The organism is Microbacterium sp. SYP-A9085 (assembly GCF_009649635.1).
Classification (GTDB): domain Bacteria; phylum Actinomycetota; class Actinomycetes; order Actinomycetales; family Microbacteriaceae; genus Microbacterium.
Map to the genome: position 1 here is coordinate 115710 of NZ_WJII01000005.1, position 20513 is coordinate 136222.

The 20513-nt window shown below is 71.5% G+C and carries 18 protein-coding genes; 3 read left to right on the top strand and 15 right to left on the bottom strand.

What is annotated here, in order from left to right:
• Nucleotides 1-5: 5 nt before the first annotated feature.
• The gene (locus GH740_RS11025; protein ID WP_367641491.1) at nucleotides 6-698 is read left to right on the top strand and encodes a trimeric intracellular cation channel family protein; all 693 of its coding nucleotides are present in this window, start codon (nucleotides 6-8) and stop codon (nucleotides 696-698) included.
• A gap of 10 nt (nucleotides 699-708) precedes the next feature.
• Here GH740_RS11025 and leuA read toward each other — a convergent pair whose 3' ends face one another.
• The 12 genes from leuA to lepA form a co-directional block, all read right to left on the bottom strand.
• A complete protein-coding gene (gene leuA, locus GH740_RS11030) occupies nucleotides 709-2469 on the bottom strand; it encodes a 2-isopropylmalate synthase (protein WP_153746149.1) in 1761 nt (586 codons plus the stop codon).
• 157 nt (nucleotides 2470-2626) lie between these two features.
• A complete protein-coding gene (gene era / locus GH740_RS11035) occupies nucleotides 2627-3520 on the bottom strand; it encodes a GTPase Era (protein WP_153746150.1) in 894 nt (297 codons plus the stop codon).
• Nucleotides 3517-4794 (bottom strand): hemolysin family protein, encoded by a 1278-nt coding sequence (locus tag GH740_RS11040; protein WP_153746151.1) that lies wholly within the window; start codon nucleotides 4792-4794, stop codon nucleotides 3517-3519. The genes era and GH740_RS11040 overlap by 4 nt, the downstream gene beginning before the upstream one ends.
• Complete coding sequence (gene ybeY, locus GH740_RS11045) at nucleotides 4791-5261, bottom strand: rRNA maturation RNase YbeY (protein ID WP_153746152.1); 471 nt, start codon at nucleotides 5259-5261, stop codon at nucleotides 4791-4793. Before ybeY ends, GH740_RS11040 begins: the two co-directional genes overlap by 4 nt.
• Complete coding sequence (locus GH740_RS11050) at nucleotides 5258-6337, bottom strand: PhoH family protein (protein ID WP_153746153.1); 1080 nt, start codon at nucleotides 6335-6337, stop codon at nucleotides 5258-5260. Before GH740_RS11050 ends, ybeY begins: the two co-directional genes overlap by 4 nt.
• On the bottom strand, nucleotides 6327-6677 hold the full coding sequence (locus tag GH740_RS11055) for an HIT domain-containing protein (protein ID WP_153746154.1): 351 nt from the start codon (nucleotides 6675-6677) through the stop codon (nucleotides 6327-6329). Before GH740_RS11055 ends, GH740_RS11050 begins: the two co-directional genes overlap by 11 nt.
• 57 nt (nucleotides 6678-6734) lie before the next feature.
• Complete coding sequence (locus GH740_RS11060; protein ID WP_367641492.1) at nucleotides 6735-7472, bottom strand: 16S rRNA (uracil(1498)-N(3))-methyltransferase; 738 nt, start codon at nucleotides 7470-7472, stop codon at nucleotides 6735-6737.
• A 5-nt stretch (nucleotides 7473-7477) separates the two neighbouring features.
• Nucleotides 7478-8596, bottom strand: coding sequence for a molecular chaperone DnaJ (gene dnaJ, locus GH740_RS11065; protein WP_367641493.1), 1119 nt, complete (start codon nucleotides 8594-8596; stop codon nucleotides 7478-7480).
• A 45-nt stretch (nucleotides 8597-8641) separates the two neighbouring features.
• On the bottom strand, nucleotides 8642-9676 hold the full coding sequence (hrcA, locus tag GH740_RS11070) for a heat-inducible transcriptional repressor HrcA (RefSeq protein ID WP_153746155.1): 1035 nt from the start codon (nucleotides 9674-9676) through the stop codon (nucleotides 8642-8644).
• A gap of 1022 nt (nucleotides 9677-10698) precedes the next feature.
• On the bottom strand, nucleotides 10699-11916 hold the full coding sequence (gene hemW / locus GH740_RS11075) for a radical SAM family heme chaperone HemW (protein ID WP_153746156.1): 1218 nt from the start codon (nucleotides 11914-11916) through the stop codon (nucleotides 10699-10701).
• Nucleotides 11916-12566: a DUF1990 family protein gene (locus GH740_RS11080; protein ID WP_153746157.1), complete on the bottom strand. Its 651-nt coding sequence runs from the start codon at nucleotides 12564-12566 to the stop codon at nucleotides 11916-11918. The genes hemW and GH740_RS11080 overlap by 1 nt, the downstream gene beginning before the upstream one ends.
• A gap of 63 nt (nucleotides 12567-12629) precedes the next feature.
• Nucleotides 12630-14480, bottom strand: coding sequence for a translation elongation factor 4 (lepA, locus tag GH740_RS11085; RefSeq protein WP_153746158.1), 1851 nt, complete (start codon nucleotides 14478-14480; stop codon nucleotides 12630-12632).
• A 65-nt stretch (nucleotides 14481-14545) separates the two neighbouring features.
• On the opposite strand from lepA, the gene GH740_RS11090 reads away from it, so the two are divergent.
• On the top strand, nucleotides 14546-15280 hold the full coding sequence (locus GH740_RS11090) for an alpha/beta fold hydrolase (protein ID WP_153746159.1): 735 nt from the start codon (nucleotides 14546-14548) through the stop codon (nucleotides 15278-15280).
• Here GH740_RS11090 and GH740_RS11095 read toward each other — a convergent pair.
• Complete coding sequence (locus GH740_RS11095; RefSeq protein ID WP_153746160.1) at nucleotides 15219-16478, bottom strand: MFS transporter; 1260 nt, start codon at nucleotides 16476-16478, stop codon at nucleotides 15219-15221. The two genes, GH740_RS11090 and GH740_RS11095, sit on opposite strands and share 62 nt — an antisense overlap.
• A gap of 296 nt (nucleotides 16479-16774) precedes the next feature.
• Here GH740_RS11095 and rpsT point away from each other — a divergent pair, with 296 nt between their 5' ends.
• A complete protein-coding gene (rpsT, locus tag GH740_RS11100; protein ID WP_367641494.1) occupies nucleotides 16775-17035 on the top strand; it encodes a 30S ribosomal protein S20 in 261 nt (86 codons plus the stop codon).
• 81 nt (nucleotides 17036-17116) lie between these two features.
• On the opposite strand, the gene holA is transcribed toward rpsT, so the two are convergent.
• On the bottom strand, nucleotides 17117-18178 hold the full coding sequence (holA, locus tag GH740_RS11105; protein WP_153746161.1) for a DNA polymerase III subunit delta: 1062 nt from the start codon (nucleotides 18176-18178) through the stop codon (nucleotides 17117-17119).
• Between the two features lie 9 nt (nucleotides 18179-18187).
• Nucleotides 18188-20512 carry a ComEC/Rec2 family competence protein gene (locus tag GH740_RS11110; RefSeq protein ID WP_153746162.1) on the bottom strand — a complete coding sequence of 775 codons (2325 nt, stop codon included), beginning with the start codon at nucleotides 20510-20512 and terminating at the stop codon, nucleotides 18188-18190.
• Between the last annotated feature and the right edge of the window lies 1 nt (nucleotide 20513).

Sequence of the window (20513 nt, forward strand, 5' to 3'; positions counted from 1 at the left end):
GATGCGTGACCGACGCCGTCTTCGTGATTCCGCTGTGGGCGGACCTCATCGCCGTCGCCCTGGGCGGCCTACAGGGCGCGCTGTTCGCCGCCGGATTCCGCGGGCAGCGCCGCCTGGACTTCCTCGGAGTGGCGATCATCGGGATCATGGTCGGGATGGGCGGCGGCCTCATCCGCGACCTGCTGCTGAATGTGACGCCGACCACACTGCAGAGCAACTGGTATCTGCTGACCGCGACGGCCGCGTCCCTCGTCGGGATGCTGCTGGCCGGGCCGCTGGCCCGCGTGAACGGGGTGATCGTCGGGCTGGACGCTGTCGTGATCGCCCTGTTCGGCGCGTTCGGGACCAGCAAGGCGCTGACCCTCGGACTGCCGGCCGTGCCCGCCGTGTTCGTCGGCGTGTGCGCGGCCGTCGGCGGCGGCGTCCTGCGCGACATCCTCGTGGGACTTCCCGTCGCGATCATGCACGTCGGGTCGCTGTACGCCGTCGCCGCCGGGGCGGGATGCGTCCTGCTGGCGACGATGCACGCCTTCGGCGTGCCGATCGTCGTGGCCGCGGTCGCCGGCATCGTGCTGACGGCCGTCATCCGGCTGTTGGCCGTGGTCTTCGACGTGTCGCTGCCCGAGCAGCGGATGCTGCACCGCCGCAAGGTGGCGGTCGAGACCAGCGCCATCCCGATCGTCAGGCCGGAGAAGTGATCCGCAGGGCTCAGACGGCGGCGAGCTCCGGTGCGGCCTGTCGGGTGCGGATCGAGCGGTTCACGCCCGACACTATGGCCTTCAGGCTCGCGGTCGAGATGTCGCCGTCGATGCCGACGCCCCACAGGCGCCGACCGTCCACCTGCAGCTCGACGTACGCCGCGGCGTGCGCATCGCCGCCGGAGCCGAGCGCATGCTCGACGTAGTCGTACACCGTGACGTCGATGCCCTCGGCGCGCAGCACCTCGAGGAACGCCGCGACCGGCCCGTTGCCGGACGCGTGCGACTGCACCCGGGACTCGCCGTCGCGCAGCGTGACCTCCAGGGCGACATCCCCGGTCATCTCGCTGGAGATCCGCGTGCTCAGCAGCTCGAACCGGCCCCAGCGCGCCTGCGCGTCGTCGGAGGGCAGATATTCGTCGGTGAACACGGACCAGATCTCGTCGCTCGTGATCTCGCCGCCCTCTGCGTCTGTCTTGGCCTGAACGACGCCGGAGAACTCGATCTGCAGCCGGCGCGGCAGGTCCAGGGCGTGGTCCGTCTTCAGCAGGTACGCGACACCGCCCTTGCCGGACTGCGAATTCACGCGGATCACGGCCTCGTACGAGCGACCCAGGTCCTTCGGGTCGACCGGTAGGTACGGCACGGCCCAGTCGATCTCGTCGACGGTGACCCCGGCCGCGGCGGCGCGGGCGTCCATCGCCTCGAAGCCCTTCTTGATCGCGTCCTGGTGCGAGCCGCTGAACGCGGTGAACACGAGGTCGCCGCCCCATGGGGTGCGCTCGGGCACCGGCAGCTGGTTGCAGTACTCGACGGTGCGCTTGACATGGTCGATGTCGCTGAAGTCGATCTGCGGGTCGATGCCCTGCGTGAACAGGTTCACGCCGAGCGTGACGAGGTCGACGTTTCCGGTCCGCTCCCCGTTGCCGAACAGACATCCCTCGATGCGGTCGGCGCCGGCCAGGTATCCGAGCTCGGCGGCGGCGACGGCCGTGCCGCGGTCGTTGTGCGGGTGCAGCGACAGGATGACGTTGTCGCGGTGCGCGAGGTGCCGGTTCATCCACTCGATCGAGTCGGCGTAGACGTTCGGGGTGGCCATCTCGACGGTGGCCGGCAGGTTGATGATGACCTTGCGCTCGGGGGTGGGCTCGAACACCTCCAGCACCTGGTTGCAGATCTCCGCCGCGAACTCCAGCTCGGTGCCGGTGTAGCTCTCCGGCGAGTACTCGTAGTAGACCGTGGTGCCGGGAACGCGCTTCTCGTTCTCGCGGCACAGCCGCGCGCCCTCCAGGGCGATGTCGATGATGCCCTGCTTGTCGGTGCGGAACACGACCTCGCGCTGCAGGATGCTGGTGGAGTTGTACAGGTGCACGATGGCCTGCTTCGCGCCCGCGATGGCGTCGTACGTGCGCTCGATCAGATGGGCGCGGGACTGGGTGAGCACCTGGATCGTGACGTCGTCGGGGATCAGGTTCTCGTCGATCAGCTGGCGCACGAAGTCGAAGTCGGTCTGGCTCGCCGACGGGAAGCCGACCTCGATCTCCTTGTACCCCATCGACACGAGCAGCTCGAACATGATCCGTTTGCGCTCGGGGCTCATCGGGTCGATCAGGGCCTGGTTGCCGTCGCGCAGGTCGACGGCGCACCAGCGCGGCGCGGTCGTGATGCGCGCACCCGGCCAGGTGCGGTCGGGCAGCTCGACACGGATCTGTTCGTGGAACGGCCGGTACTTGTGGATCGGCATGCCGGACGGCTTCTGGTTGTTGTCCATGATGCGGCTTCTTCTCTCGTCAGGATGGCGGGCCGACGACAAGCTCCGCGACGAGGAGGCCCTAGAACGAGGACTCGTCGCGGCAGCTAAGGAGAAGCACGAAGCCTGCGCGCATGCCCACAGCTTACACCCGGCGCGCACCGGCCCTTTTCCGGGGTCAGAATCCGAGCCGCCCGAGCTGCTTCGGGTCGCGCTGCCATTCCTTCGCGACCCGCACGTGCAGGGACAGGAACACCCGGGTGCCCACGAGCGGCTCGATGCCCGCGCGGGCGCGAGCCCCGACATCCCGCAGCCGGCTGCCCTTGTGCCCGATGATGATCGCCTTCTGGCTGTCGCGCTCCACGACGATGTCGGCGTACACGTCGGTGAGGTCGCTGTCTTCGCGCGGCGCCATGTCCTGCACGACGACGGCGATGGAGTGCGGCAGTTCGTCGCGCACGCCCTCCAACGCCGCCTCGCGGATCGTCTCCGCGATCCGGTCGGACAGGCTCTCGTCGGTGACGACGCCGTCCGGGTACAGGGCGGGTCCGACCGGCATGAGCGCCAGCAGCTCGCTCGTGACCACGTCCAGCTGGTCGCGGGTCAGCGCCGACAGCGGGATCACGGCAGCCCAGTCCTCGCGCAGCGCGTCGACCTCGATGAGCCGTTCGGTGATCTGGTCGCGGGTGGCGGCATCCGTCTTCGTGACGATGGCGACCTTCACCGCCCTCGGGTAGCCGTCCAGGGATGCCGCTATCCGGCGGTCGCCGGGGCCCACCTTCTCGGTCGCCGGCGCGCAGAAGGCTATCACGTCGACGTCGCCGAGCACCTGCTCGACGAGGTCGTTCAGCCGCTGCCCGAGCAGGGTGCGCGGACGGTGGATGCCGGGGGTGTCCACGATGATCAGCTGACCGTCGGGGCGGTTCAGGATGCCGCGGATGGCGCGCCGCGTGGTCTGCGGCTTCTCGCTGGTGATGGCGACCTTCTCGCCCACGAGGGCGTTCGTGAGAGTGGACTTGCCCACGTTCGGGCGTCCCACGAACGTCACGAACCCGCATCGGATCTCACTCATCGGTCCTTCGCCTCCTCCTGCGCCGCCCGCTCCACGAACACCGTGGCGATGCCGCGGCCGCGGCCGCGCGACGCGCCGCCGGTGAGCCGCAGCCCGTCGTACACCGCGGTGGCGCCCGGCTGCGGGACGCGCCCCAGCGCCTTGCCGAGCAGCCCGCCGATCGAGTCGACGTCCTCGTCGTCCAGTTCGAGTCCGAACAGCTCGCCCACGTCGTCCACCGCGAGCCGGGAGCTCACCCGGTACCGTCCCGGCTCCAGCTCGACCACCTCGGCGGCGCGCGGGTCGTATTCGTCGGCGATCTCCCCCACCAGCTCCTCGATGAGGTCCTCCAGGGTGACCAGGCCCGACACCGCCCCGTATTCGTCGACGACCATGCAGACGTGGACGGCGTCGCGCTTCATCTGCTGCAGCAGCGTCTCGGCGCGCATCGACTCGGGCACGAACACGGGCGGCCGGGCGATCCGGCTGACCGGGGCATCCCCCCACCCGGTCTCGTCGCGGAAGCTGACCAGGACCAGGTCCTTCAGGTAAAGCACGCCGACGACGTCGTCGGCCTCGTCGTCCACCACCGGGACCCGGGAGATCCCACTTTCCAGGAACACGCTCATGGCCTCGCGGGCGGTGCTGTCGGCGTGCACCGTCACCATGTCGGTGCGTGGCACGGCGACCTGCCGCACGTACGTGTCGGTGAAGTCGAACACCGAGTGGATGAGGTCGCGGTCGTCCTCCTCGATGAGGTCCTGCGAGGCGGCCTCGTCCACCATGCTCAGCAGCTGCTCCTCGTTCGCGAACGACGCGCCGCGCACACCACCGGGGGTCACCCGGTCGCCGAGCGCCCTCAGGCCGTGCACTATCGGGCCGAGGATGATGCGCAGCGCGCGGACGATGTGCGCGGTCCTGGCCAGCAGGCGCTCGGCATGCCGGCGGCCGACCGAGCGGGGGCTCGCGCCGACAAGGGCGAACGAGATGCCGGTCATCAGGATCGCCGCCGCCAGCATCGCCCACCAGATGTTCGCGAACAGGATGGTGAAGGCGACCGTCACCAGCACCGCGGCGGTGGTCTCGGCGAGCACCCGGATGAACACCATCGCCTCCAGGTGCCCGTCGGGGTCGTCGGCGATCCGGCGCAGCTGCGGAGCGCGCCGCTCGTCCTGATCGGCCATCTCGAGCAGATCCTGTCGGCTGGTGACGCCCATCGCAGCATCCAGCGCCGCCATCAGACCGCCGAACGCGACCAGCAGCAGGGCGGCGATCAGGAGGAGGGCCGGCGTCATGCGTGCGGTCGTCGTCGCTCGGCGGTGTGGAAGCCGAGGAGCAGGTCGCGCTGGAGCCCGAACATCTCGCGCTCCTCATCCGGTTCGGCGTGGTCGAAGCCGAGCAGGTGCAGGAGGCCGTGGGTGGTCAGCAGCAGCAGCTCGTCCAATGTCGAGTGCTTCGCGGCGACGGCCTGCGACTCGGCGACCTGGGGGCACAGCACTATGTCCCCGAGCAGTCCCGGCGGGGTCGGGACATCCGCGGTCCCCGGGCGCAGCTCGTCCATCGGGAAGCTGAGCACATCGGTGGGGCCGGGCTCGTCCATCCACTGCACGTGCAGGGCTTCCATGGCGCCCTCGTCCACGAGCAGGACCGCCACGTCGGCGTCGGGGCTGACGTGCAGTTCGGCGAGGTTGTGCTCCATGAGCCGCAGCAGGACGGCCTCGTCGACCGCGACGCCGGATTCGTTCGTGATCTCGACCGTCATGATCGTCCTCGTTTCGGCATGTGGTCGCGCGCGCCGTGCACGCGCGCGACGGAGCGCCGTTCGGCGCGGTTCGCGAACTCCTCGGCCTCGTCGCGTTCGCGCCGCGCCGCGAAGCGCCGCTCGTCGTACTCGGTGTACGCGTCCACGATCCTGCCCACGAGCGTGTGCCGGACGACGTCGTCACTGGTCAGGTAGGTGAAGTGGATGTCGTCGATCTCCTTCAGGACCCGGGTCACCAGCCGCAGCCCGGAGGCCGCCTGCGGCAGGTCGACCTGCGTGATGTCGCCGGTGACGACCATCCGGGTGCCGAACCCGAGCCGGGTGAGGAACATCTTCATCTGCTCGGGCGTGGTGTTCTGCGCCTCGTCGAGCACGACGAACGAGTCGTTGAGCGTCCTGCCACGCATATACGCCAGCGGCGCCACCTCGATGGTGCCGGTGGCCAGGAGCTTGGGCACAAGCTCGGGGTCCATCATCTCGTTCAGCGCGTCGTACAGCGGGCGCAGATACGGGTCGATCTTGTCCGTGAGCGTGCCGGGCAGGAAGCCGAGCCGCTCGCCCGCCTCGATCGCAGGACGGCTGAGGATGATGCGGCTCACCTCCTTGCGCTGCAGCGCCTGCACGGCCTTCGCCATCGCAAGATACGTCTTCCCGGTGCCGGCCGGACCGATCCCGAACACTATGGTGTTCTCGTCGATGGCGTCGACATACGCCTTCTGACCGACGGTCTTCGGGCGGATGACCTTGCCGCGGGAGGTGAGGATGGCCTCGCCGAGAACCTCGGAGGGGCGCAGGCCGCCGTCGCTTTGCAGCATCCGGTTCGAGGAGACGACATCCACGGGATCCAGTCCCTGCCCGGCGCGGGTCATCTGCAGCAGCTCCTCGACAAGGGCGCGGGCGGCGGAGACGGCGGCCGCGGCCCCGGTGATAGTGATCTCGTTGCCGCGCACGTGGACGTCGACATCGGGGTGCTCGCGCTCCACGACCCGCAGGAGGCGGTCCTGCGGCCCCAGCAGCTGCACCATCGCGACACCGTCGGCGTAGATCCGCTCGACGGCGGGTGCGTCATCCGGCATTCATGCTCTTCTCGTCCAGTCCCCCGGCCATCACGTGCGCGTGCACGTGGAACACCGTCTGGCCGGCGTTCGCGCCGGTGTTGAACACGAGCCGGAAGTCGCCGTCGGAGTGCTCCGCCGCGAGCGTGTTCGCGAGCTCGACGATCTCCGCGAGAAGCCCCGGGTCGCCGGCGGCGAGCTCGGTGACATCCCGGTACTGCGCGGTCTTCGGGATCACGAGCAGGTGCACGGGGGCCTTCGGCGCTATGTCGCGGATCGCGAACAGCGTGGGGGTCTCCGCGATGATGTCCGACGGGATCTCGCCGTCCAGGATGCGCGTGAAGATCGAAGGCTCGCTCATTGCTCCAGTCTATGTTTCACGTCGCTGGCTGTGCGTGGGGACGGGACCGCGCGGTGTTCACCAGCGGCCGAGGAGCGTGCTGACGACGGCGAGGGCGGCGGGCCCGGCGGTCGAGGTGCGCAGCACGGTGTCGCCGAGGGCGACCACGGTGGCACCGGCATCCGTCAGCGCCGTCAGCTCCTCGGGCGCGATGCCGCCCTCCGGGCCGACCACGAGCACGACATCCCGTCCGTCCGACGCGTCGAACTCGACCGCGGTCAGTCGCACCGTCCCGGTCGGCTCGAGCACGAGGACCCGGGATGCCGCGGCCCGCGCCGCGATCCCGCTCGTCGGGACGACCTCGGCCACGCGCGGCACCCACGCGCGGTGCGCCTGCTTGGCCGCCTCGCGCACGATCGTCTGCCAGCGCGCGCGGCCCTTGTCCGCCTTGCCGGGGAGCCACCGCGAGACGCTGCGGGAGGCCTGCCACGGCACTATCTCGTCGGCGCCGAGCTCGGTGGCCGCCTGCACGGCGAGCTCGTCGCGGTCGCCCTTGGCCAAAGCCTGCACGAGCACTATCCGCGGGGTCGGGGCGGGGATCTGCTCGCGCGCGGTGATCCGCACCTCGACCCGCTTCGGCTCGACGAGCGTGCACTCCCCGGTCAGCCACACGCCGGCGCCGTCGCCGAGCGTGACCTGCTCCTGTGGGCGGACCCGGCGGACCATGGCCGCGTGATGCGCCTCGGAGCCCGTGAGCGTGACGAGCGCGCCCACGGCCGCCGTCGCGGCGTCCTCCGTCAGGAAGTGCAGGGCCACCCCGCTCAGCCGTTCCGGAAGCGGTCGCGCAGCCGCGCAAACAGCCCTTGCTGGAACTCCGCGAGCTTGGGCGCGGGCGCTTTCGTGCGCTTCTTGAAGTCCTCGATGAGCGCGCGCTCCTTCGCGTCCAGACGGGTCGGAGTGACCACGTGCACGCCGACGCGCAGGTCGCCGCGCTGCGAGCCGCGCAGCGGCGTGATGCCGCGCCCGTGGATCGTCAGCACGTCGCCGCTCTGCACGCCGGGGCGGATCTCGAGGTCGACGGTGCCGTCCAGCGAGTCGATCGTGGTCGTGGTGCCGAGCACCGCGTCGGGCATCGACACGTCCAGCGTGGCGATGAGGTCGTCGCCCTCGCGGCTGAACACGTCGTGCGGGGCGACGGTGACCTCCAGGTACAGGTCTCCGTTGGGGCCACCGGCGGGGCCGACCTCGCCGGAGCCGGGCAGCTGCAGCCGCAGCCCGGACTCGACGCCGGCGGGGATGTCGATGCCCACGGTGCGCCGCGACCGCACCCGGCCCTGGCCCTGGCACGTCGCGCACGGGTACGGGATCGTCGTGCCGTAGCCGTGGCAGACCGTGCACGGCGCGCTCGTCACGACGTTGCCGAGCAGGCTCCGCACGGTGCGCTGGACGTGTCCGGTGCCGTGGCAGATCTCGCACGTGACCGGCGAGGTGCCGGGCTGGCAGCACGAGCCGTCGCACGTCTCGCACAGCACGGCGGTGTCGACCTCGATGTCGCGGTGGACGCCGAACACGACGTCGCCGAGCTCGAGATCCACGCGGACCAAGGCATCCTGACCCCGCTCGCGCCGCGACCGCGGACGGGCTCCGCGACCCGAGCCGGCCGCCCCGAAGAACGTCTCGAAGATGTCGCTGAAGCCGCCGAAGCCGGCCGCGCCACCGCCGAACGGCGAGTCGCCGCCCATGTCATACCGGCGCCGCTGCTCGGGGTCGCTGAGCACGTCGTAGGCGTGCGTCACGTGCTTGAAGCGCTCCTCCGCGTCGGCACCGGGGTTCACGTCCGGGTGCAGTTCGCGCGCGAGCCGCCGGTACGCCTTCTTGATGTCCTCCGGCGCCGCGTCCCGCGACACCCCGAGGACCTGGTAGTGGTCCTGATCCGCCACAATAGCCTTCCTGCCCCTGCGCGGGGTCGTGTGTGCTCCGGTCGCTCAGCGCGACGTGTCGTCGTCCTCGAGCAGCCGGCTCAGGTAGTGCGCGACCGCGCGCACGGCCGCGAGGTTGGTCGGGTAGTCCATCCGCGTGGGGCCCAGGACGCCGACGCGGGCGCGGGCGCCGGTGACGTCGTAGTCTCCCGTGACGATGGATGCCTCGCTCAGGCCGAACGCCTCGTTCTCGCGTCCGATCGAGGCGGCCAGGCCCTCCTGGTCGGCGACCATGTCGCTCATCAGGCGCAGCAGCGTCACCTGCTCCTCGATGGCCTCCAGGAGGGGATAGATGCTGCCGCGGAAGTCGGCTTCGCTCTTGGCGAGGTTCGCGGCGCCCGCCATCAGCAGCCGGTCCTGGCGGAACTCCTCCAGCTCCTCGCCGACCACGTACAGCACGGTGCGCAGGCCCGCCTCGAGCCGGCTGGGCGTGGCATCCGCCGCCAGGGCCTCGGTGACGGCCTGGGCGCCGTCGCGGACGCTGCGTCCGGTGATCATGACCGACACGCGGGCGCGCAGCTGCGCGACATCCGTCTCGTCCAACTCGTCGGGCAGCATCACGATGCGCTGCGAGACCCGGCCGGTGTCGGTCACGAGGATCACGAGCATCCGCCCGCCGAGGTCGACGAGCTCGACGTGGGAGACGTTGGCGCGCGAGAACGACGGGTACTGCACTATCGCGACCTGTCCGGTGAGCCGGGTCAGGGCGCGCACCGTGCGGGTGAGGACGTCGTCGAGATCGCCGGATCCCTCCAGGAACGTCGCGACGGCGGCGCGCTGGGCGGACGAGAGCGGGCGGATCCGCGCGAGGTGGTCGACGAACACGCGGTAGCCCTTGTCGGTGGGCACGCGTCCGGACGAGGTGTGCGGGGCGACGATGAGGTCCTCGTCCTCGAGGAGGGCCATGTCGTTGCGGATCGTGGCGGCCGACACGCCGAACGCGTGCCGGTCGACGATGGACTTGCTGCCGACCGGTTCCCGCGTCTCCACGTAGTCCTGCACGATGGCTTGGAGAACCTGCAGCCCACGCTCCGTGACCATTCGTGCTCCTTCCCTCGGCTGGCACTCGAGTGTACCGAGTGCCAATTCTACCGATTGCGGCTGGGGACGCGCTCGGGCGCGCGGGGCGCGGGCGCGCACCGAGCGCGGGGGCGGGTGCGCGCGGGGCTTGGCAAAGTGCGGCATCCGTTCGCGCTACACGAATCCGCGATCGCGCCAGCGATTCCGTGACGCGGATGTTGAAGAGTGCAGCGGGAGCGCGGAGGCCGCGCCGCAGCATCCCGTCGCGCGACACGAATCGACGAACGCTCCACGATTCCGCACGCGCTGCACCGATCCGCGTCCGCGCCACGCGCGGCGAGCGCTCGGAGGTTCGCGCTACACGACCCCGCGAACGCGCCAGCGAATCCATGGCGCGGATGTCGAAGAGTGCAGCGGGAGCGCGGAGCCCGCGCCGCAGCATCCCGTCGCGCGACACGAATCGGCGAACGCGGCACGATTCCGCACGCGCTGCACCGATCCGCGTGCGCAGTCGCCGCCATCGCTGGCGCTGCACGAACCCGCAAACGCGCCAGGCAGTCCGTAACGCGAATGCCGAGAAGTGCAGCGCGAGCGCACCGGCTATCCCGCGGCATCCTGCTGCGCGCCACGACCCCCTGGGCTCTGCCGAACTCTGCTCGCGCTGCACCGATTCGCACCACGGAGACGCGCCAGCCACTCGCGCTACACGAACCCGCGATCGCGCCAGCGATTCCGTAGCGCGGATGCCGAAAAGTGCAGCGCCACCGCGGAACGATCGCCGGGACACGCCACGCGCTACACGAGTCGGCGAATGCTGCGCCGATCCGCGCACGCTGCGCCAATCCGCTTCCGTGCGGCCGCCCGGTCGCTCGCGCTGCACGAATCCGCGAACGCGCCAGCGAATCCGTAGCGCGGATGCCGAAAAGTGCAGCGCCAGCGCGCACGCAGCGCCTGCGGGGGTCACCGTAGACATCGCGAACCGCGAGCGCACCGCAAGCCCAGACGAAGCGCCGCACGTCCCGCCGCGCCCCGCCGCGCCGGCGTCACTCAGTGAGCGCGCGCACCACGGCGTCGGCGAGCAGTCGTCCGCGCAGCGTCAGCACGACGCGACCCCCCACCGCAGCCGCACCGTCGACGAGGTCGTCCGCGATGAGGCCGGCCACCGCAGCGCGGCGGTCGTCGGGAAGGTCCGCCACCGGCATACCCTCACGGATCCGCGTCCGCAGCAGTACGGATTCGAGCGCGCGGGCCACGGCATCCGGCCGCTCCCGCGCCGCGGCCGGCGACGTGCCGGCCGCCAGGCGCTGCGCATACGCGGCGGGATGCTTCACGTTCCACCACCGCAGTCCGGCGATATGGCTGTGCGCGCCGGGCCCGAATCCCCACCAGTCGTCGCCGCGCCAGTACGCGAGGTTGTGGCGGGCTCGGTGCGCGTCGTCCCGCGCCCAGTTCGACACCTCGTACCAGGAGAACCCGGCGCCGGTGAGCATCCCGTCGGCCAGCTCGTACATGTCCGCCTGCAGGTCGTCGTCGGGAGCGGGCACCTCCCCGCGCCGGATCTGCCGTGCGAGCTTGGTGCCCTCCTCGACGATCAGCGCGTACGCCGAGACGTGGTCGGGCTCGAGCCCGAGCGCCGTCACCAGCGAATCCCGCCAGTCGTCCAGCGACTCCCCCGGCGCCCCATAGATGAGGTCCACGCTGACATCCAGGTCCACCCCGCGCGCGGCCGCCACCGCGGTGCGCACGTTCGCGGGGTCGTGCGTGCGATCCAGCGCGGCCAGCACGTGCGGCACCGACGACTGCATCCCCACCGAGAGCCGTGTCACTCCGGCCTCGGCGAGCGTGGCGGCGACGGCATCCGTCACCGTGTCCGGATTCGCCTCGACCGTGATCTCCGCACCGTCCGTCAGCCCGAACGCATCCCGCACCCCGTCCAGCATCCGCGCGAGATCGCCCGGCGGCAGCAGCGTGGGTGTGCCGCCGCCGAAGAACACCGTGGATGCCGCGCGCGGCGCCCGGGCGCCCGACAGCACCCCGCGAGCCAACTCCACCTCGCGCAGCAGGGTGTCGGCGTACTGGTCCTGGCGGGCGCCACGCAGCTCGGTGGCGGTGTACGTGTTGAAGTCGCAGTATCCGCATCGCACCCGGCAGAACGGCACGTGCAGGTACACGCCGAACGGGACGGCCGGGTCGACCGCCAGATCGGCCGGCAGCGCACCGTCGGCGGGTGCCGGATCGCCGACGGGGAGAGCGGAGCCCATCAGGCGGGGGTCGTGTACAGCGGCGATATGGCCCGCAGGTACCGCTGGAAGAGGGCCTTGCGGCGCCGGGTGATGAGGGCCGGCAGCATCCGGTACAGGAACGCCCGGGGCGCGTCGAACGCGCGCACGGTGAACCAGACCTCGTCGTTCTCGTACCAGTCGACCATGAACGACTCCTCACCGCTGACGACGCAGTCGTCGACCGTGCCGAGGGCGAACCCGACCCGGCGCGGCTCCTCGATCGCGAAGATCACGCGCAGCTCGCCATCCGCCTTCAACCCCTTCACGCGCCCGTGGAGCCGGATCGTGGTGCCGGATGCCACCCACGGCATGCCGTCGGCGTCGAAGCGCTGGTCGGCCTCGAGCTTGCTGGGCGCAATCGGGTGCCCCTCCCCGTCGAAGCTGACGCCGGAGTACATCGGGCCCGCCGCCGGGCGGACATCCGACACCGTCAGCCCGCCGTCGCGCTGCGCGCGCCACGCCAGCAGCGCGTCCGACGCGGTCCGGAACCGGTCCTCCCCGCTGCCGATCCGCCACCGCTCCTGCGCGGGGCGGCTACGTTCGGGCGGGTACTGCATGAGGTCCGCCGCCTGCGTCGCGCCGACCGCCGCGTAGTCCACCGTCTCGTCACGGAAGGTCCCTCGGCGCATGCGTGTCAGCCTAGCGACGGGATGCTGAAAGCAGCATGCGGATCACCGGTGTCGCACGACCGGCTACTTCTTCTCTTTCCCCTCGACGTCCCCCGAGAGCGCGGCGATGAACGCCTCCTGGGGGACCTCGACGCGCCCGACCATCTTCATGCGCTTCTTGCCCTCCTTCTGCTTCTCCAGGAGCTTGCGCTTGCGGGAGATGTCGCCGCCGTAGCACTTGGCCAGCACGTCCTTGCGGATAGCGCGGATGTTCTCGCGGGCGATGATCCTGGCGCCGATGGCGGCCTGGATCGGCACCTCGAACTGCTGGCGCGGAATGAGCTTGCGCAGCCGCTCGGTCATCATCGTCCCGTATGCGTATGCCTTCTCCCGGTGCACGATGGAGCTGAAGGCATCCACCCGCTCCCCCTGCAGCAGGATGTCGACCTTGACGAGATCGGCCTCCTGGGTGCCGTTGGGCTCGTAGTCCAGCGACGCGTACCCCTGCGTGCGGCTCTTGAGCTGGTCGAAGAAGTCGAACACGATCTCACCGAGCGGGATGTCGTACCGCAGCTCGACGCGGTCCTCGCTGAGATAGTCCATGCCCAGCAGGCTCCCGCGGCGGGACTGGCACAGCTCCATGACGGTGCCCACGTAGTCCTTCGGGGTGAGGATCGCGGCCTTCACCATCGGCTCGGACACCGCGGCGACGCGCCCGTCGGGGTACTCGCTGGGGTTCGTCACGGTCACCTCGTCGCCGGTGTCGGTGGTCACCTCGTAGACGACGGACGGCGCCGTGGTGATCAGGTCGAGGTCGAACTCCCGCGCGAGTCGCTCGGTGACGATCTCCAGGTGCAGCAGGCCGAGGAACCCGCAGCGGAACCCGAAGCCCAGCGCCACCGACGTCTCCGGCTCGTACGCGAGCGCGGCATCCGACAGCTTCAGCTTGTCCAGGGCCTCGCGGAGGTCGCCGTAATCGCTGGCGTCGATCGGGTACAGCCCCGAGAACACCATCGGCTTCGGGTCGGTATACCCGGGAAGCGCCGTGGTGGCGGGCCGGCGCGCGTCGGTGACGGTGTCGCCGACCTTCGACTGGCGCACGTCCTTCACGCCCGTGATCAGGTAGCCGACCTCGCCGACGCCGAGGCCCCTCGTCGGCACCGGCTCGGGGCTGGACACGCCCAGCTCGAGCAGGTCGTGCGTGGCCCGGGTCGACATCATCTGGATGCGCTGCCGCGGCTCGAGCGTGCCGTCGACCATCCGCACGTACGTGACCACACCGCGGTACGCGTCGTACACGGAGTCGAAGATCATCGCGCGGGCGGGGGCGTCCACGTCACCGGTGGGTGCCGGGATCTCCGCGACGATCCGGTCCAGCAGTTCCTCGACGCCCTGCCCGGTCTTCCCGGACACGCGCATCACGTCGTCGGGCGAGCCGCCGATGAGGTTGGACAGCTCGACGGCGAACTTCTCCGGGTCGGCGGCGGGCAGGTCGATCTTGTTCAGCACCGGGATGATGCGCAGGTCGTTCTCCAGCGCCAGGTACAGGTTCGCGAGGGTCTGCGCCTCGATGCCCTGCGCGGCGTCCACGAGCAGGACCGCGCCCTCACAGGCCGCCAGCGACCGGGATACCTCGTACGTGAAGTCGACGTGGCCGGGGGTGTCGATCATGTTCAGCGCATACGTGCCCGATCCGCTGGCCCACGGCATCCGCACCGCCTGGCTCTTGATCGTGATGCCGCGCTCGCGCTCGATGTCCATCCGGTCGAGGTACTGGGCGCGCATGTCACGGTCCGACACGACGCCGGTGATCTGCAGCATGCGGTCGGCCAGGGTGGATTTGCCGTGGTCGATGTGGGCGATGATGCAGAAGTTGCGGATCAGCTCCGGGGGCGTCTGCGACGGCTCGAGGGGCGTAAGGGCGCGTGGTGACATGTTCCGTCGATTCTACGGGGACCGCCGCTGCCTCCGATCCGCGGACCGCCGTCTACCCTGGCGTCATGACGGTGCAGGCGGTGCTCGTGCACGGGATCCGCACGTCCGCGACGATGTGGCGCACCCAGCTCGCGCATCTGGCCTCCCGCGGCATCCCCGCCACCGCCCTGGACCTGCCCGCGCACGGCACCCGGATGGCCGAGCCGTTCACGCTGGACGCGGCGTTCGCGACGATCGATGCGGCGGTGCGGGATGCCGCGGCCCGCGGCCCGGTGCTCCTCGTGGGCCACTCGATGGGCGGCCTGCTGTGCACGGAGTATGTGGGCCGTGCGCAGCCGCCGCCGGTGGCCGCGTTCATCGCCGCGTCATGCACGGCCATCCCCCGTGGGGCGGGCCTGGCCGCGTACCGTTTCCTCGCCCGGCGCGTGGACGGCCTTCCGGACCACGGCCAGTGGCTCGCGGATCGCGTGCTGCAGCTGACGCTGCCGGACGAGACGCGCGCGGACTTCGGCGCCGGCGGCTATGCGTACGCCGCGCAGGACATAGCGCTGAAGAGTCTGTCGGTGCTGGATCTGATGGAGGCGCTGCGGCGCATCCGCATCCCGATGTGGTTCGTCAACGGCCAGTACGACCAGCTGCGCGTGAACGAGCGCCTTTTCACACGCCTGGTGCCGCACGCCGAGCTCGTCGTCGTGCCGCGCACGACGCACCTGGTCACGGCCATGCGGCCGCGGGTGTTCAATGCGCTGCTGGATCTGGCAGCGGCGACGATCGACGCTCGCGAGCGGATCCCGACATGATCCCGCCGACCGCCGACATCACGAAGCTGAACACCAGCAGCAGCCAGAACCCGCCGACGAGAGCGACGAGCATCGCGCCGAGCAGCGGGCCGACCAGCTGTCCGAGGGCGGCGGCCGTGTTCACGAGGCCCAGGTCCCGGGCGTGGTCCTCGGGGTTCGGCAGCAGATCGGTGGCGAACGCGAGCCCGACCGTCGAGAACGCGCCGTAGCCGACGCCCAGCACCGCGGCGGCGGCCATCGTGGTGGCAAGGCTCGGCGAGGCGAGGATGACGAGGGCGGCGGCCGCCTGCACGAGCGCGGAGATCACCGTGAGCCGGCGGCGTGATCCGGTGCGGTCCGACCACCAGCCGGCCAGCACCGACGCGATCACGACGAAGATCGTGTACACGACGATGACCAGCAGCAGGTCGTCCTGCGCCTGCGCCTTGGGGCGGCCGAGGCCGTACATCAGGAAGAACAAGAACAGCGTCGTCGGCAGCGCGTTGCCGATGTTGACGACGAATCGGCCCCACACCACCCACGCGAAGTCGCGGTCGCGCAGCGACGCCCAGGGCAGCGACCGGCGCTCGCGCACCGGCTGCTGCGCGGCATCCGGCTGCGGGTCGGGCAGCAGGATCGCGGCGGCGGTGCCGACCACGGCGATGAACAGCGCGAGCGCGAGGTAGCCGGCGAACACGCTCAGGCCCAGCAGCACGACGGCGCCGACGCCCAGCACTATCCCGACCGCCTGCGATGAGCTCGCGGCCGCGGATGCGCCGCCGCGCTGACGCTCGGGCAGTTGGTCGGCGATCAGGGCCGTGAACGCCGCGGAGGCCACGGCGATCCCGATCGACACGCCCATCCATGCGACGCCGATGGCCCACGGTCCTTGGGCGATGCCGGTCAGCAGGAGGCAGGCCGCGGCGAGCCAGCTGGCCCCGACCGCCCACGGGCGGCGCCTCCCCCAGCGCGTGCGGGTGCGGTCGGACAACGCGCCCGACAGCGGTCCGGCGATCACGCCCGCCAGGCCCCCGACGCCGAGCACCATCCCGGAGTAGACAACCCCGTACACCCAGGTGCCCGCCGCGCCCGGGGTGTCCAACTGGTCGGGCAGCAGCAGCTGCACCGGAGTGAGCTGCACGGTCCAGATGGCGAGCCAGGCCAGCGTGAACAGCGCGAACCAGCCGGCGGAGACCTTTCCGGGGCGCGGGACGTTCATGCCCGGGCCGCCTCGATGAGTGTGCGGCACCCGCCGAAGGGTGCCATCGTCGACGCCATGCTGTTCTCCTCGCCGCGTCGTGGGAGTGGACCGGGTGTCTCGATCTTGGCGTACGCACGCCCGGCCGGCGCGCAGGAGTGCGGCGGATGTCGCAGAACCGGCCGCGTTCTCGGCATCCGACCCCACCTGGTAGACTCGCTGATTGGCTTGCGTGTGGGTCTTCCCGCACACGCCGGATGGCGCCCTCTTCGCCGGACGGCACTCAACCGATCACCTGAACGAAAGAACGTCCACACGTGGCAAACATCAAGTCGCAGATCAAGCGCAACAAGACCAACGAGAAGGCGCGCGAGCGCAACAAGGCCGTCAAGAGCGAGCTGAAGACCGAGGTGCGGCGCACCCGCGAGGCCATCGCCGCCGGTGACAAGGCCGCCGCCGAGAAGGCCCTCGTGCGTGCGAGCAAGAAGCTCGACAAGGCTGTCAGCAAGGGTGTCATCCACCAGAACCAGGCAGCGAACCGCAAGTCGTCGATCGCGAAGCGAGTCGCCGCGCTCTGACGCCGGTGCCGTCCTGACGCCCGCTCCACCTCGGTGGGGCGGGCGTCGTCGTCCGGGATGCGGTCCGGGCGCCGAGAACTGTCAGCGGGAGGCGGGCTCGCCGAACGGCGCGCGGGTCGCGATGACCGTGATCATGCGCTCCAGCGCGAATACGGGGTCGCGCGAAGCGCCCTTGACCTCGGCGTCGGCGCGCGCAGTGGCCTGGATCGCCCGGCTCAGGCTCTCCTCGTTCCACCCGGCGAGATCGCGGCGGGCACGGTCGACCTGCCAGTCCTTCATGCCGGCCTGGGCGGCGATAGCGGCGGAGGACCCGCGCTGTCCGGCGACCCTGGCCATCGTGCGCAGCTTCATGGCGACGGCGGCCACGAGCGGCACCGGGTCGGCCCCGGAGGCCAGCGCGTGCCGCAGCGCTATCAGCGCGTCACCGAAGCGCCCGGCGATAGCGGTGTCGGCGACGGTGAACGCGGATGTCTCCACCCGGCCGCCGTAGTACCGCTCGACGATGTCGGCGGTGATGTCGCCGGGCACGTCGGCGATCAGCTGCTGGCAGGCGGCGGCGAGCTCGGTGAGATCATCGGTGAACGCGGACACCAGCGCGCGCAGCGCGGCGGGGGCGATTCCCTTGCGAGCGGCCTGGAACTCGCCGGCGGCGAAGTCGTGCCGGTCGCCGTCGCGCTTGACCGCGGGGCAGGGCACTTCGACTCCCCCGCCGGTGCCGGCGCGGACGGCGTCCAGCAGTTTCTTGCCGCGGACCGTGGCACCGGTGTGCCGGAGGACCACGGTCGCGCCGTCCTGTGGGTGGGCGAGATAGGCGAGCGCCTCGGTGAGGAACGCGTCGGATGCCTTCTCGACGCCGCTGACGCGGACCAGTCGGGGTTCGCCGAACAGCGACGGGGAGGTCACGACCAGGAGCGTTCCGGCTTCGTAGTCGTCGGCGCGCAGGTCCGAGATCTCCAGGCTGGGATCCTCGGCGCGCAGGTAGTCGCGGATGCCGGCCGACGCCCGCTCCGCGCAGACCTCCTCCGGACCGGAGACCAGCACTATCGGCGCCGGCTGCGGGGCGCGCCAGTCCAGCTGCGGGATCACCGACCGGGTCGCACCCGACGACCTCGATGAGCGGGCGGCGGGACGGCGGGCAGGCATGGCTCCAGCCTATCCGGGGGCGCGGACGCCCGGCGGGGCGCGCTCCCGCCACAGCCGCACGAGGCCGCCGTCCGCGGCCACCGTGACCGTGCCGTCCTGATCCGTGCGGGCGATCGTGTACCCGTCGGCGCGCAGGAACGCGAGGGTCTGCGCGCGCGGGTGCCCGTAGTCGTTGTGGGCGCCAACCGAGATGATCGCGACCGCCCCGGCCAGGGTCCGGTACAGGTCGGCGGACTGGTCGGCGCTGCCGTGGTGGGCCACTTTGACGACGGCGTACGGGGGACGCAGCGCACCCGACGCCTGCAGCGCGCTCTGCCCGGTGGCATCCAGGTCGCCGAGGAAGATCGCAGGCGGCACGCCGCCGCCGCGGACGTCCATCGTGACGCTGGCTGTGTTCCCGGTCCGAAAGACCCGGTCGCCGGCCCGCGGCCAGAGCACGGTCCACGTGGCATCCCCCAGCGCGCCGGTCATGCCCGCGTGGGCGGCGAGCACCTCGGCGCCGTGCGATGCGGCGACGATGAGCTTCGCCTCATCGGCCGGGCCCCCGGGCGGACCGTGCAGCACCCGGACGGCACGATCGGCGGCCGCGACCAGGCCGCCGATGTGGTCGTGGTCGTAGTGGGTGAGCACCACCAGGTCCAGGCGCCGGATGCCGAAGCGGTCCAGGCACGCGCGCAACAGGCCGGGGTCCGGGCCGGTGTCGATGAGCGCGACCGCGCCGGCCGAGCGAACCAGCAGCGCGTCGCCCTGGCCGACGTCGCAGGCCGCTATCGCCCAGCGGGACGGCAGCGTCAGCGGGCCGGCGACCGTGCGCATGGCCGCGGTCCCGGCGCACACGCCCACGGTGACCGCGAGCGTCGCCGCCGAGATGCGCCGGGCCATCCTCGCCACGCGGACCGGCCGATGCGGCACCAGCAGCACGAGCACCGCGACGCCGACGGCGGTCAGGGCCAGGGCTCCCGGCATCCCCTCGGGCCACGGCACCGCCGCGGCGGGAAGGGTGGCGGCGGTCTGCGCGGTGGCCGCGATCCATGCCGCCGGCACCCACGTCAGCGTGACCAGTCCGGATGCCAGGACCGGGATCGGCGTGGCGAGGCAGGCCGCCAGGCCGAGGACGGTGGCCACCGGCGCGGCGGGGGCGGCGAGGAGGTTCGCGGCCACCCCGTACAGCGGAACGGTCGGGTTGACGAGGACCAGCAGCGGTCCGCACGCGAGCTGCGCGGCCAGCGGCACCGCGAGCGCGAGCGCGACCGCACGCGGCAGCAGTTGCGCCATGCCGCGCGCCAGGGGCGCGGCCAGCACGAGCAGCGCTCCGGTCGCCGCGACCGACAGCGCGAATCCGAGGGACGAGCACAGCCACGGGTCGGCGACCAGCGATGCGGTCACCGCCGCGCACAGCAGTGACACCCCGGCACCGACCCGCCCGAGGAGGACGCCGAGCATCGCGACCGTCGCCATCGCCGCGGCGCGGACGACGCTCGGCTCAGGGGTGACGAGGAGGACGAATCCGGCGAGGGCGAGAAGGCTCACGGCCACCCGGATGCCGCGTCTCGCGCCGCACAGCGCCGCGGCGCCGAACGCGAGCCCCACCACGATGGCGCAATTCGCGCCCGACACCGCGGTGAGGTGTGACAGCGAGCTGGCCTTCATCGCGACATCCAGGCCGGGACCCACACCGCCGGTGTCGCCGACGGCGAGCCCCGGTATCAGGCCGGCCGCCGGCTGCGGCAGCCCGCGGGTCTCCGCCGCCAGGGCGTGGCGCAGGCCGGCGGCGACGGCGGCCGCGCCGGTCGGTGGACGGACGATCTGCAGCCCCCGGGATGCCCGGACCAGCAGCGCCGCCCGCCGCCCGAGGTCGCTGCGGGTCGCGGTGCCCGCCGCGATGACCTCGGCGCCCACGTCGGGCCGATCGTCGGCGACGCGGATCGTGATCGGCACGTCCACGACGTGCCGGTGCGCGCCGATGTCGATGGCGTGGGCGCGCGCGTCGACGGCGATGTCGCCGCCGGCGGTGCGTTCCGCCTTGCCGACGATGGTCGCGTGCACGACGAGTGCGCGGCCGCCGTCGACGGCGAGCTGCGCGGCGGCGGCGCGTTCAGGCTGCGCGAACGCGACGTGGGATGCCGCCGCCGCAGCGATCGCCACGCACACCGCCGCGAGCGCCCACCGGGTGCGCTCCCCCGGGCGCAGCACGCACACCGCAACCAGGGCGACGGCGGCCGCCCACAGCCCGCAGGCGAACCAGGCGGCGGTGTCCGGCATGAACACCGTGACCACCGCCGCGATCCACGCCGCGGCGGCGACCGGGACGAGCCGCAGATCCCGGGCGCGCATG